Annotated in this window: 12 protein-coding genes and 1 tRNA gene; 7 read left to right on the forward strand and 6 right to left on the reverse strand. The window is 63.1% G+C overall.

Annotation, left to right across the window (positions count from 1 at the left end):
* Positions 1–10: 10 nt before the first annotated feature.
* The 3 genes from cgtA to ACI7M0_RS03505 all read left to right on the forward strand — a co-directional run bounded on the left by cgtA (position 11) and on the right by ACI7M0_RS03505 (position 2899).
* Positions 11–1237, forward strand: coding sequence for an Obg family GTPase CgtA (cgtA, locus tag ACI7M0_RS03495; RefSeq protein ID WP_003247460.1), 1227 nt, complete (start codon positions 11–13; stop codon positions 1235–1237).
* A gap of 85 nt (positions 1238–1322) precedes the next feature.
* On the forward strand, positions 1323–2441 hold the full coding sequence (gene proB, locus ACI7M0_RS03500; protein ID WP_003247458.1) for a glutamate 5-kinase: 1119 nt from the start codon (positions 1323–1325) through the stop codon (positions 2439–2441).
* Positions 2438–2899, forward strand: coding sequence for a CreA family protein (locus tag ACI7M0_RS03505; RefSeq protein ID WP_010951941.1), 462 nt, complete (start codon positions 2438–2440; stop codon positions 2897–2899). The genes proB and ACI7M0_RS03505 overlap by 4 nt, the downstream gene beginning before the upstream one ends.
* 257 nt (positions 2900–3156) lie before the next feature.
* On the opposite strand, the gene mksF is transcribed toward ACI7M0_RS03505, so the two are convergent.
* The 3 genes from mksF to mksB are packed head-to-tail and all read right to left on the reverse strand — an operon-like array spanning position 3157 to position 7971.
* On the reverse strand, positions 3157–5988 hold the full coding sequence (mksF, locus tag ACI7M0_RS03510) for an Mks condensin complex protein MksF (protein WP_041168289.1): 2832 nt from the start codon (positions 5986–5988) through the stop codon (positions 3157–3159).
* Positions 5985–6692: an Mks condensin complex protein MksE gene (gene mksE, locus ACI7M0_RS03515; RefSeq protein WP_003247452.1), complete on the reverse strand. Its 708-nt coding sequence runs from the start codon at positions 6690–6692 to the stop codon at positions 5985–5987. The genes mksF and mksE overlap by 4 nt, the downstream gene beginning before the upstream one ends.
* Entirely contained in the window at positions 6682–7971 is a 1290-nt protein-coding gene (mksB, locus tag ACI7M0_RS03520) for an Mks condensin complex protein MksB (protein ID WP_003247449.1), read from the reverse strand. The genes mksE and mksB overlap by 11 nt, the downstream gene beginning before the upstream one ends.
* Positions 7972–8182: 211 nt before the next feature.
* Between mksB and ACI7M0_RS03525 the strand changes: the two genes are divergently transcribed.
* Genes ACI7M0_RS03525 through ACI7M0_RS03535 form a run of 3 tightly spaced genes read left to right on the forward strand, consistent with a single transcriptional unit; the run spans position 8183 to position 10053 of the window.
* A complete protein-coding gene (locus tag ACI7M0_RS03525; RefSeq protein ID WP_064491211.1) occupies positions 8183–8968 on the forward strand; it encodes a hypothetical protein in 786 nt (261 codons plus the stop codon).
* Positions 8965–9420 (forward strand): ribosomal protein S18-alanine N-acetyltransferase, encoded by a 456-nt coding sequence (gene rimI / locus ACI7M0_RS03530; RefSeq protein WP_010951945.1) that lies wholly within the window; start codon positions 8965–8967, stop codon positions 9418–9420. The genes ACI7M0_RS03525 and rimI overlap by 4 nt, the downstream gene beginning before the upstream one ends.
* Positions 9421–9477: 57 nt before the next feature.
* Entirely contained in the window at positions 9478–10053 is a 576-nt protein-coding gene (locus ACI7M0_RS03535) for a D-Ala-D-Ala carboxypeptidase family metallohydrolase (RefSeq protein WP_177413616.1), read from the forward strand.
* Here ACI7M0_RS03535 and ACI7M0_RS03540 read toward each other — a convergent pair.
* Positions 9993–10910: a LysR substrate-binding domain-containing protein gene (locus ACI7M0_RS03540; protein WP_129933723.1), complete on the reverse strand. Its 918-nt coding sequence runs from the start codon at positions 10908–10910 to the stop codon at positions 9993–9995. The genes ACI7M0_RS03535 and ACI7M0_RS03540 overlap by 61 nt on opposite strands.
* A gap of 227 nt (positions 10911–11137) precedes the next feature.
* Between ACI7M0_RS03540 and ACI7M0_RS03545 the strand changes: the two genes are divergently transcribed.
* Entirely contained in the window at positions 11138–11752 is a 615-nt protein-coding gene (locus ACI7M0_RS03545; protein ID WP_014589638.1) for a LysE family translocator, read from the forward strand.
* A gap of 130 nt (positions 11753–11882) precedes the next feature.
* Here ACI7M0_RS03545 and ACI7M0_RS03550 read toward each other — a convergent pair.
* A tRNA-Met gene (locus tag ACI7M0_RS03550) sits at positions 11883–11959 on the reverse strand.
* Between the two features lie 95 nt (positions 11960–12054).
* Positions 12055–12978: a FecR domain-containing protein gene (locus ACI7M0_RS03555; RefSeq protein WP_104886696.1), complete on the reverse strand. Its 924-nt coding sequence runs from the start codon at positions 12976–12978 to the stop codon at positions 12055–12057.
* Positions 12979–13167 lie beyond the last annotated feature (189 nt).

The following is a 13167-nucleotide window of genomic DNA, read 5'->3' on the forward strand; positions in this document are numbered from 1 at the left end:
GGCGGTTTTAATGAAGTTTGTTGACGAAGTATCCATTCGGGTCAAGGCCGGTGACGGTGGCAACGGTTGCATGAGCTTCCGTCGCGAGAAGTTCATCGAGAACGGCGGCCCTAACGGCGGTGACGGTGGTGACGGCGGCTCGGTGTACATGATTGCCGACGAAAACCTGAACACCCTGGTCGACTATCGCTACACCCGTCACCATGAAGCCCAGCGTGGCTCCAACGGCGGTAGCACCGACTGCACCGGCAAGAAGGGTGAAGACCTGTTCCTGCGCGTGCCGGTCGGCACCACCGTGATCGATGCTTCCACGCAGGAAGTGATCGGTGACCTGGTCACCCCCGGCCAGAAGCTGATGGTCGCGCAAGGTGGCTGGCACGGGCTGGGCAACACCCGTTTCAAGTCGAGCACCAACCGTGCACCGCGCCAGACCACCCCAGGCAAACCGGGTGAGCAGCGTGACCTGAAGATGGAAATGAAGGTGTTGGCCGACGTCGGCCTGCTGGGCTTGCCGAACGCCGGCAAGAGTACCTTCATCCGTTCGGTCTCGGCCGCCAAGCCGAAAGTCGCCGACTACCCGTTCACTACCCTGGTGCCAAACCTGGGCGTGGTCAGCGTCGACCGCTGGAAGAGCTTCGTCATCGCCGACATCCCCGGCCTGATCGAAGGCGCTTCCGAAGGTGCCGGCCTGGGTATCCGCTTCCTCAAGCACCTGGCGCGTACGCGCGTGCTGCTGCACCTGGTGGACATCGCGCCGCTGGACGAAAGCAGCCCGGCCGATGCCGCCGAAGTCATCGTCAACGAGCTGACCCGCTTCAGCCCGTCGCTGGCCGAGCGTGAGCGCTGGCTGGTGCTGAACAAGGCCGATATGGTCATGGACGACGAGCGCGACGAGCGTGTGCAGGAAGTGATCGACCGTCTGGAGTGGGAAGGGCCGGTCTACGTGATCTCGGCTATTTCCAAGCAGGGCACCGACAAGCTCAGCCACGACCTGATGCGCTACCTCGAAGACCGCGCCGACCGCCTGGCCAACGACCCGGCCTACGCCGAAGAGCTGGCCGACCTTGACCAGCGCATCGAAGATGAAGCCCGTGCCCAGCTGCAGGCCCTGGACGACGCCCGTACCCTGCGTCGTACTGGCGTCAAGAGCGTGCATGACATCGGCGACGACGATGGTTGGGACGATGATTTCGAGGACGACGAAGACGGTCCGGAAATCATTTACGTGCGCGACTGATCGGTTGCAGTACACTAAACGCCGCTCTCTGGAGCGGCGTTTTTGTATCCACGGTATCTACAGATTCGACATAGGTTGGAAGAAGATGCGAAGCAAGGTGACGGGCGCCAAGCGCTGGGTCGTTAAGATTGGCAGTGCTCTGCTGACCGCCGATGGCAAGGGCCTCGACCGCGGTGCAATGGCCGTTTGGGTCGAGCAGATGGTCGCGCTGCGTGAGGCAGGCGTGGAGTTGGTACTGGTCTCCTCCGGGGCCGTGGCTGCCGGCATGAGCCAGCTGGGCTGGACCAAGCGACCGAGTGCGATGAACGAGCTGCAGGCGGCTGCCTCGCTCGGCCAGATGCGTCTGGTGCAGGCCTGGGAGTCGAGCTTCGGGGAGCACGGGAAGCACACCGCGCAGATCCTGCTGACCCATGACGACCTGTCCGACCGCAAGCGTTACCTGAATGCCCGCAGCACCCTGCGCACCTTGGTCGATCTGGGCGTGGTGCCGGTGATCAACGAAAACGACACTGTGGTCACCGACGAGATCCGCTTCGGCGACAACGACACCCTGGCGGCGCTGGTGGCCAACCTGGTCGAGGCCGACCTGCTGGTGATCCTCACCGACCGCGATGGTATGTTCGATGCCGACCCGCGCAACAACCCCGAAGCGCAGTTGATCTACGAAGCCCGCGCCGACGACCCCTCACTGGATGCCGTGGCCGGTGGTACCGGTGGTGCCCTGGGCCGTGGCGGCATGCAGACCAAGCTGCGTGCGGCGCGCCTGGCTGCCCGTTCCGGTGCTCACACCATCATTATCGGTGGCCGCATCGAGCGCGTGCTGGACCGCCTGAAGGCGGGCGAGCGCCTGGGCACCTTGCTGTCCCCTGAGCGCGGCATGCTCGCGGCGCGCAAGCAGTGGTTGGCCGGTCACCTGCAAACCCGTGGCACCCTGGTGCTGGATGCTGGTGCCGTGCAAGCGCTGCGTCAGGCCAACAAGAGCTTGCTGCCGGTTGGCGTGAAGACTGTGCAGGGCAGCTTCCGTCGTGGCGAGATGGTGGTGTGCGTCGGCCCGGACGGTGTTGAAGTGGCTCGCGGCCTAGCCAACTACAGCGCCCTGGAGGCGCAGAAGATCATTGGTCAGTCGTCCGAAGCCATCGAGTCGATCCTTGGCTACAGCGCCGAGCCGGAACTTGTACACCGCGACAACCTGGTGCTGGTATGAGCCTGCTGAAGAACGTAATCGCTGTGGCAGCGTGCGTGCTGCCGATGTTGGCCGGCGCCGAAGAGGTCGGCCAGGTGTCCACCGTGTTCAAGTTCGTCGGGCCGAACGACCGCATTGTGGTCGAGGCCTTCGACGACCCTAAGGTAGAGGGCGTGACGTGCTACCTGTCCCGGGCCAAGACTGGCGGGGTGAAGGGGGGCTTGGGGCTGGCCGAGGACCGGGCGGAGGCATCGATTGCCTGTCGTCAGGTCGGGCCGATCAACTTCAAGGGTGAGCTCAAGGATGGCGAGGAAGTGTTCAAGGAACGCACCTCGCTGGTGTTCAAGACCATGCAGGTGGTGCGTTTTCTAGACAAGAAGCGCAACACGCTGGTGTACCTGGTGTACAGCGACCGCATGATCGAAGGCAGCCCGCAGAATGCGGTGACTGCCATTCCGATCCTGCCTTGGGCTCATTGATAGCCCGCTCCTGCATACGCATCGGTGGTTGGACACAGGCCGTCGTACGCATCGGTGGTTGGGCGCGGGTCGTCGTAGGAGCGGGTTCACCTGCGAAAGGGCCGGACCTGCTGGCCAATTTCCACCCGCCGTTCACCGTTGCCGCCGCCACCGTATTCGCGGGTAAACCCGCTCCTACATACGCATCGGTGGTTGGGCGTAGGTCGTTGTAGGAGCGGGTTTACCCGCGAATGGGCCGCAACGCGGCCCCGGCTATCTCAGGCCAGTTCCTCTGCCTGATCCTCACGCACAACCGCCTTCACTTCATCCAGCCGGCTGATGAACTTCCAGTCCGCCTCGTCGATGTAGATGCCGTTCGGCCCGCTGCCACCTTCCAGGTCGATCGCAACGTGCGCCGAGACCTGTGGTTTCACACTCGCCAGGATCGGCACGAAGCCCAGTTGCTGGCTGGTCTCCAGCAGTGCCGCCTGGTTGCGTTCGTCGATGTCTGCCGCTTCGTCCAGGTAGTACGGCAGGCGAATGCGCCCGGCCAGGTCACGGTCCATCAGGTGCAGCAACAGGTACATGTTGGTCAGCGCCTTGATGGTCATGGTGGTGCCGTTGGACGCCGCACCGTCGATGTCGGCGTGGATGATCGGCTGGCCATTGACCTTGGTGATCTCGAACGCCAGCTCGAACAGGTCCTTCAGGCCCAGCTGGTTGTGGTTGGCCGCCACCAGCCGTGCCAGGTACTCCTTGGCCTCTTCGTTCTTGTTGTCCTGGTCTGCACTTTGGGTCAGGTCGAAGACCGACAGGGTTTCGCCTTCTTCGTACTGGCCGGCACTGTGGATAATCTGGTCGATGTGCTTGAGCGCTTCCTTGTTCGGCGCCAGTACCACGCGGAAGCTTTCCAGGTTGGACACCTGGCGCTTGTTGATCTCGCGGTTGAACAGGGCCAGCTGGTGCTCGAGGCTGTCGTAGTCGCTGCGGATGTTGCGCAGGGTTCGGGCGATGTCGGTGACCGCAGCGCGGCGTGCCTTGGCCAAGGTCAGGGCTTCGTCGGTACGGTGCGCGTAGGCGTTCACCAGCAGTTGCAGGCGGCGTTCCATGTCGTCTTCGCTGTCGAACTTGGCAACGCCTTTCAGGCGCACCTGGGCGTACAGCGCCTCGATCTGGTTGTCCACCCGCTGAAGGCTTTGCCAGCTGTCCTGGTAGTCATTGAGCAGCGGCAGCAGGTTGTCCATCGAGTCGTCGATGGCTTCCATGTAAGGCGTGCCGTAGGGCAGGTCGGCCGGCAGCAGCTGGCGACGGCGCAGGGCGTCTTCCAGGGTGCGCTGCTTGGACTCGAGGTCGCCGAGCTGGCGGCCGACCAGTTGCAACTTGGCTGACAGCTGCTGGACGCGCTCGGTGAAGGCGTCGCTGGAGCGCTTGAGTTCGTCCTGGGCCGCTTCCAGCTGCGAGAGCTGTTCCAGCTTCTCGGGCTCTTCGGCGGTGAGGGTTTGGCTACGGCGGAAGTCTTCCAACGCCTTCTGCGCGTCCAGCACTTCCTGGTACAGGGTTTCGGTCTGCGCTTTGGACGCGGAGCGGTCGGCGGCCACGGCCTGCTGGGTCTTGAGCTGCTTGAGTTCTTTTTCCAGGCGCTCTTTCTGGTCGCGCAGGGCGGCGCGGTCGGCCAGGGCCTGCAGGGCCGGAGGGTCGATGTGGGTCAGGTCGATGGCCAGGCCTGGGGCCTCGAAGCGCTCGCCCTTGAAGCCGTCCAGCACCGCTTCCAGCGATTTTACCCACAGGTCGCTGTCGTCCAGCTCGATGCCGCGGTCGCCCAGCGGCAGGCTGAACAGCGCACCGTTGAACAGGCGCATCAGGCGGTCGACGTCCTGCTGCGAGAACTCCTCGCGCAGGCGGGCATAGCTGTTGTTGTCAGCGTGATCCAGCTGCTGCTTGACCTGCTTCAGGCGTTTTTCCAGGTCGCGTACGCGCTCGTCGAGGTCTTCGGCACTGAACTGCCGTGACTGGGCCAGCGCGCCGGCCAGCTCGTCGTGGGCATCTTTGGCTGCCAGCAGTTGCTGCTCCAGTACCTTGACGTCATCGACCAGCGCAAAGCGGTGCTTGAGCACCGACAGCTCGCCTAGCCAGCGCTGGATACCGGTAATTTCACGCTCCAGGCGCATCAGCTCCTGGGTGCCGCCGCGCTGGTCGTTCTGCAGGCGGTCCTGCTCGCCACGGTAGTGCTCGGACTGGATGACCAGCTCTTCCTTGCGCGCCATGGCGTATTCCTGCCAGGTGCCCAGCAGGGTGTCGAGCACAGGCGAAATGCGGTGCAGCTTGCCACGCAGGATGTCGCGCTGGGCCACGCCACCGGCCAGGGCCTCGACCAACGGGCCGGCAGCCACCAGGGCGTTGTAGTCCTGCTCCATCCGGCGTACGTCGCGGAAGGCTTCCTCGCACGCAGCGATGTAGTCGACGCTGCCCGAGCGCAGGCTGTGCTCGAAGGCGTCGAGGAACAGCTGCTTGAGCTTGGCGGCGGTGATCTCACGCATGTGCAGCAGGTTGATGAACAGCGCGCGGAAGGTTTTCAGGCTTTGCTCGCTGGTGGAGCGCAGCGGGATCATGGTCAGGTCCAGCGGCACCGAAGTGTGTCCGCCCACCAGCAGCCGGCGCAGTTCGTCCGGCTTCAGTTCGTAAGCCTTGATCCCCAGGCGTTCAAGATTGGTGAACAGCTCTTTCTGACGCAGGCAGGTGTCGTTCTTCTGATAGTGGGCCAGGTCCAGTTCGCCCTTGTAGGCGAAGAACTGGTGGCCGAAACCGCCACCCGGGCCGCGGCCGACCACACCGATCACGTGCGTGCCGTGGGGCAGGCTCAGTTCGCAAAGAATGTACGACGTGTCGCTGGCGAAGTAGAAGCGGCGCGATTGCTCAAGGCTGTACTTGCCGAAACTCATGTCCGACATACGTGCCAGGATCGGGAACTGCAGGGCATTGATCGAAGCCGATTTACCCAGGTTGTTGGCGCCGTATACCGACAGCGGGTGCTCCAGCGGGAACAGGCCAAGGCTGTAGCCGGCGGTGTTGAGCAATGCGAAGCGGCGGATGCCGTAGCGTTCCTGGCTCATGCGTCAATCTCCTGTTGCTCTTCGCGGATGGCCCGGGCCAAGGCGTCCTCTTCGCTTTCCTCGCCCTGGAAAGGCGTGAGGTCGAGCGGGTCGTCGGTACGGTTGAGTTCTTCGGCGCTTTCTTCCTCGACCAGTACCGGGGTCGGCAGCGGCAGGGCGCTGTGCAGGGTGGCGGCCAGGTCGCGGTCCTGCTGCACCGACAGGCACACATCGAGGAAGCGGTGCATGGGCGGCAGGAAGCGGTAGATGCCGCCTTCCTCATGGGCGAAGCCGAGCTGGGTCATGCGCCGCAGGATTTTTTCTTCCAGCTCGTCCACGGTCTGCACTTCGGCCTGCAGGAACAGGTCGCGGTACTTGTCCAGCAGCGAGGGCAGTTCGTCGCGGCCGATGCTGCCACCGTCGAGCACGGCCATCGGGTCGCGGCCCTGGTCAGCAAGGTGCTCGACCAGGATGAAGGTGAACAGCGACAGGCGCTGCGCGGTCTTGTTGACCTGCGCGGCGGTCATGTCCGGCACGAAGTAGTAGAAACCACGGGTATCGCACACCAGTTCGAAGCCCAGGGCCTTGAACAGGGTGCGGTACTGGTCCTGGAAGTTCGACAGCTGGGCGTACAGCTCAGGGTCGCGCCGGCTGACGTGGAAGCCTTTGAACAGCTCGCGGAAGATCGGCGCGAGCTGGGACAGTTCGGAAAGATCAAGATGCATGGGCTGGGCTCGCGTTGGGTTCGGTAGGCGCGCTGGGGGCGTCTTCGCGGCTGGAGGTCAGGGCGAACGAATGCAGGCTGACCAAATGTTCCTGGGTGGTGTATTCGCGGCGGTCGAGGCGTTCGCGCTTGAAGCGCTTTTCCCGCGACAGGCGCGAGAACCAGTACAGTAGCTCGTCGGTGGCGCCTTCGGGCTCCTGCTCCAGCAGCCAGACCATCAAGTCGGGCAGTGGCAGGGCCTGTTCGCAGCGTTCGGCCATTTCCTTGACCGTGCGCGGGGCGCGGGGCAGGGCGCCGGACTGGGTCTTGTGGGCTTTGGGGAAGCGCGCCGGTTTGGGCTCGAAGCGGGCCAGTGCGTAAACGTAGGCCTCGACCTGGCTGGCACTGCCAAGGAAGGTGCTTTGCGGGCGGGTGAACATCGGCATGGCCGCCTGCGGCACGGCATCGATGCCTTTGCGCCGGATCACCGACAGGGCCAGTGCGGCGCCGCGGGTCACGGCGTTGTGCCGGCGGGCTTCTTCGCGCAGCGGCAGCAGCAGTTCGCGGGCGTGGCGCAGGGTCAACTGGGCGCTGGTCTGCATTTCCAGGATGCGCGCGTGGGTGCGCAGCAGCATGTCGTCGTCGACCAAGTGGCCCAGGCGCGCTTGTTCGCCCAGCAGTTTCAGCAGCACGGTCTCGACCTTGCGTACACCCTGCTCGAAGGCGCCGTCGGCGTTGACCAGCTGGATCATCGGCTCGACGTATTCGTCCCAGGTGGCCAGCACTTCGGCATAACGCTGACGCAGCGGAATCTGGCGGTTGCTGGTCTTGGCCCGTTCGGCCACGGCCACCAGTGCCTGCTCGTCGTTGTCGAGTTTTTTCAGCACATCGCGCACGCGCATGTCGAGCAGGCGCAACTGGCGTGCCAGGTCGTCACTGTCGCGGTTGTCGAAGGCATCCTGGATGTGCCCGGCCAGGCGCTCCAGGTGGCGCAAGTAGGCTTCGATCTCCAGGCACAGGCCCAGCCGGTGTTCGCGGCGCAGGTAGGCGAGGAAGTCGTGGATCTGCGCGTTGAGCTCGAAACGGTTCGGGCTCTTGGCCACCGGGACCAGGATATCCAGGCGGATCCACACGTCGAGTAGCTGGGTGATGTCCTGCGGGGTGCTTTCGAGCTGCTGGCGGGCCACATGCTGGCGCAGTTCGACCAGGCTCAGGGTGCCCTGGTCGAAACGCTCGCACAGCGGCTCGATCAGGGCCCAGTGTTCGGCTAGGGCGCGCAGGACGCGCTTGGGTTCGATCATTGGCTTCGACTCGTTGCCAAGAAAAAGGGGGCGATTGTACTGCATTCGCGGGGGTGGTTTTTACCCCTTGGTCTGTAATGAGAGATAACCATGGGATTTGCAGGTGTAAGGCGTTGTTCATGTGACGGCGCTCGGTCTGATAGGCGCTGCAAAAACCACGGCGTACACGTTAGAATGCCCAATTGCCTTCACCCCCTCGGATATCCGCCCCTTGCTGACCGAACCCCGTCGCCGCGCCTACCTTTCCGCCATGCAAGTGGTGCACTGGCTGCCGCGCGCCGAGCTGCCGTTCGCCGCACCGTCGCGGCCCGAGCTGCTGCTGCCGGTTGTGCCAGTCGAGGACATCGATTTTGAGGTCAGGCCGGCATCGGTAACCAGCGAAGCGCCTGTCACCCCCCAGGCTCGCTCCGGCGAGCGGCCGAAAATCGAGATCCCGCGCCCGGGCAGTGTGTCTAAACCCGCCGTCAAGCCTGTCGAGGCACAAGAGCAGCCCGCTGCTCCGCGCCCGGCGCCGGTGCCGCCACCGCGCTTTTCGCTGCAGTTGTTGCGCGCCGGCAGTTGCCTGCTGCTGGTTGAACTGGCCACCGGTCAGCCGTTCCAGAGCCGCGATCCCTCCTATCTGCTGCTCAAGGACATGCTGCGCGCCGCTGGCCTGCCCGATGCCCCGCAGATCATCGGCGAGCCGGTGCGCTGGCCACTGCTGGTGCGCGGCAACATGGACCAGGGGCCGGAGGCTGCGCGCGATTTCGTCCAGGGCTTCGTTCAGGCGCGCCTGGAAGACGCCCCGTGTACCTGTCTGTGGCTGGTCGGCCTGCCGGCACTGCGTTTTGCCGCCAATGCCGACGCCGATGCCTATTACCAAACCCTGACGCTCGACAGCCTGGGCGACGCCTGGGCATTGCCGGGCCTTGAACTGTTGATGGACGAGCCGCAACGCAAGGCGGACGTCTGGAAAGCCATGCGCCAGCTGATGGCGCGCTGGAAGAGCGTTGAATGAGTGACTCGATCAGCTTCCGCCCGATGACCGAGGCGGATCTGGATGCCGTACTTAAGATCGAATATGCCGCATTCAGTCACCCCTGGACCCGTGGAATCTTTCAGGATGCGCTCAAGTCGTACGAAGTCTGGCTGATGTTCGATGGCCAGCAGCAAGTGGGCCATGGTGTGATCAACGTGATCATCGACGAAGCGCACCTGCTCAACATCACCGTAAAACCGGAAAACCAAGGCTGCGGCCTGGGCTTGCGCCTGCTCAAGCACCTGATGGCCCGGGCCTATCAGCTCAATGGCCGCGAATGCTTTCTGGAAGTGCGCGCCAGCAACCAGTCGGCCTATCGTTTGTACGAGCGTTATGGTTTCAACGAAATTGGCCGCCGCCGCGACTATTATCCGATTGCCGGCGGCCGTGAAGACGCCCTGGTGATGGCCTGTACCCTGTTCGAAGACTGACTTTGCAGGGGCGTACCCGGGCGCGCAGGCTTTGTTCTCGGCAGGGGCGGATAAAGAATGAGACAACTGCTTTTGGCAGCGAGCCTGTGTATCGCAAGCGCTGCTCACGCTGACGAGCGCGACGTGTGGATGTTCGCCCAGTGGGCGGGTGATCATCAAACCCGCCCTTTCCGTGAAATGCTGGTAGATGCCCGGCTTTACGGTGTAGTGCCAATTCACCAGTTGCTGCGCTCGGCATCGGACTGGAAACTGTGCCACGCATCGCCTTTCGCTGTACCACCCCCCGGCAATTGGGCGGCTGTACGCTCGACCCTCGCGTTGATCAAGGCACTCGACGATCAAGGCATCCTGCGCCAGTTCGAGGTGGTTTCGGCCTACCGTGAGCCGCGCCTGAACGCCTGTGCGGGCGGGGCGGTCAACAGTGCGCATACCCGCGCTTTCGCCGTCGATATACTGCTGCCGGCCTGGGCCGACCCCAATCCGCTGTGCCGTTTCTGGCAGCAACACGGCCAAGCCTGGAACATGGGGCTGGGCCGCTACCCATCAGGCCGTATCCATTTGGATACGGCCGGTTATCGCACCTGGGGTGGTGATGGCGGTGCGGGGGCGTCGTTCTGTATCAACCCCAAATGAGCCAGGCACTTCCGGCATTCGTCCATTAGCCACTCGGCGAAGCGCTGGCGCTTGCCGCTGTCGGCCAGAGGCTGCGGGCTGAGCAGGTGGTAGGCCGAGCCATCGCGCACAAAACCGAACGGCGCCTGCAGCTGCCCGCTGTCGAGTTCGTCGCGCACCATCAGGGCTGAGGCAATGGCCAGGCCCAGTCCGGCGCTGGCGGCCTGAATCGACAGGTAGAAATGTTCGTAGTCGCTGCGTTCGCAGTGCCGCGCCTGCTGGCCGCTCAGGCGCAGCCAGGTGGGCCAGGCAGCAGGGCGTGTGGTGCTGTGCAGCAGCCGTTGGCCATCGAGTCTGGTGCTGGCGGCGGAGTGGCACACCGGTCCGATCCATTCATCGCAGATTTTCTGGCTGTACAGCTGGTTGTCCCAGTGGAAGTCGTCGCGGCGAATTGCCAGGTCGACACCGCTGCGGGCGAAGTCCAGCGGGCCGCCTGCGGCTACCAGGTGCAACTGAAGGTCGGGGTGGGTGGCATGGAAGCGCGGCAGGCGCGGGATCAGCCAGCGCATGGCGATGGTCGGCTCGCAAGACAGCACCAGCACATTGTCGCGGACCTGGTGTTGCAAACGCTGCACGGCGCCTTCGAGTTGTTCGAAGATCGCCTGGGTGGTGCTTTGCAGGGCACGACCGGCGGTGGTGAGGAAAATGGCCCGGTTGCGGCGTTCGAACAGTTCCACGCCAAGGCTTTCTTCCAGCAGGCGTATTTGGCGGCTGACCGCGCCGTGAGTGACGTGCAAGTGCTCGGCGGCGCGCACGAAGCTCTCGGTCTGGGCGGCAATGTCGAAGTAGCGGAAGGCGTTGAGTGGCGGCAGTTTCATGATATCCCTGTTCAGCTGTGCCGGCCTCTTCGCGGGTAAACCCGCTCCTACATGGCCACATATTTCCCTGTAGGGGCGGGTTTACCCGCGAAGAGGCCAAGGCAGGCTGTACATATCTGTGAGCAAAACTATCAGATTCATCTCAGCATAAATCGATTTTTCCGCATCTGTAAGCGCTCGATAATCGGCGGTCTGTGCATTTCCATCGCCTATCGAGAGCCCTCAGCATGACCGAACTCATCGCCGTCGCCCTGTTCACCTTGCTCGCCGTCATCAGCCCTGGCGCCGATTTCGCCATGGTCACCCGCAGCAGTTATGCGCAGGGCCGCAAGGCCGGGCTGGCTGCTGCTGTGGGCATCGCCCTGGGGGTGCAGGTGCATGTGTTGTACACGGTGTTGGGCATTGCCGTGATCATCAGCCAGAGCCCGACGCTGTTCTTCGTCATGAAGGTGCTGGGTGCAGGCTACCTGATCTACCTCGGGTACAAGTCATTGACCAACACCCGACGCATCAGCCTGGACGGGGTTGGCCAGTCTGCTGCCAGCGTACTGCAAGCGCTGCGCACCGGCTTTTTGACCAACGCCCTCAACCCCAAGACCATGTTGTTTGTCATCAGTGCCTTCACCCAGGTGGTGCAGCCTGGCAGCCCGTTGGCGCTGAACTTCGCCTACGGTGCGTTCATGTCCGTTGCCCATTGGCTATGGTTCAGCCTGGTGGCGGTATTTTTCTCCAGTACGGCATTGCGCAGGGCGATGATCGAGCGGCAAGTGCTGGTGGACCGGGCCATTGGTCTGGCACTGATCGGGCTTGGCCTGGCTGTGGCGGTGACCGGAATACGTTGAGGCGACGATAGCAGCGCCGAAACCTGTGATTCGGCGCCCAGCTGCTGCGGGATTGGTTGGCGCGGGCATAAGCAACTTTTTCGCAGGCAAAGAAAAAGGGCTTACCTTGCGGTAAGCCCTTCGTCTTGTTTGGTGGCTACACAGGGACTTGAACCCCGGACCCCAGCATTATGAATGCTATGCTCTAACCAACTGAGCTATGTAGCCGATGGCGCGCATTATTCTCTTGAACGCCCCCTCTGTCAACACTCATTTCAAAAAAAATTTGCACGCTTTCAAAAACTTAGCGGCCAGCCCCGGTTTCAGCGCACCACAAGCCAGTGCCCGAGCACGCCCAGCAACTGCAACTGCTGGGCTGCAGCCAGGGATTGCAGGCTTTGGCCAGGCTGGTCGAGGTTGAAGTCGCCGCTTACACGGCGATGAGCCACTTGTTCATCCATCATCCACAGACGCTGCCCTTGGTAACCGGCAAGGCGCTCCAGCACCTGCCTCAATGGCATGTCTGTGGCTTTCAGGCGGCCATTGCGCCAACTGTCAGCGGTTTTCAGATCAACCTTACGCACCGGGTCGATGCGTGTGTCATCGAAGGTTACCCGCTCACCCGCCGAGACCATCCGCTGCTCACCCCCCTGGGTGACCATGGCCTTGCCACTGAATACCACGAGTTCGTCGCGCCCTGCATGGCGGGCTATCTGCAAGCGAGTGCCGTATACCTGGATGCGTGCGTTGCCCACTTCCACGTCCATGGCGCGCCCGTCGAGCACGACTTCCAGATGCACCTGGCCCTGCACCAGGTGCAGTTGGCGGGTGCGGCCGCGCAGGTCGACGTTCATCGCGCTGGCGCTGTCCAGGTTCAATGTCGTGCCATCCGCCAAGCGTATGCTGCGGCGCTCTCCCACATCGGTGTGCAGCTCGCTGGCCAGACGCTGCATCAGCGGCCAGTACAGGTAAGCTGCAGCGGCTAACCCTAGCAAAAACGCAAGCGCCAACCCTTTACCCAGGTGACTGCGACGGACAGTGACATGCCGTGGGCGAGGGCGGGCAGGTGCGGGTTGCAGCTGTTGCCAGAACGTCTCCAGCTCGGCGTAGGCGTGGGCGTTCTCTTGTACCTGGCACCAGGCTGCAAATGCCTGGCGCTGGGTTTCGTCGCAACCGGGCTGGCGCAGCAACGAAAACCACGCCAGCGCTTCCTGTTGTGGATCGGGCTGCAGCTGCTTGGCGGACATCGGGCTCATGGGGGCGGTCTGCTCACGATAGGGGCCGTTTGGCCTAACGATGACAGGAGTCATTGGCAGAGGATGCTAATTATATTGAGAACCATTTTCAAGTACGTGGCGACAGGGGGATAAAAAAGGTAGCTATGTATCTATTTGATTCCTGATAATCGGATCCCAAACCAGAGGACGGAGATTCAG

Origin of the sequence: Pseudomonas sp. 10(2024) (genome assembly GCF_045164175.1) — a bacterium.
GTDB lineage: Bacteria > Pseudomonadota > Gammaproteobacteria > Pseudomonadales > Pseudomonadaceae > Aquipseudomonas > Aquipseudomonas alloputida.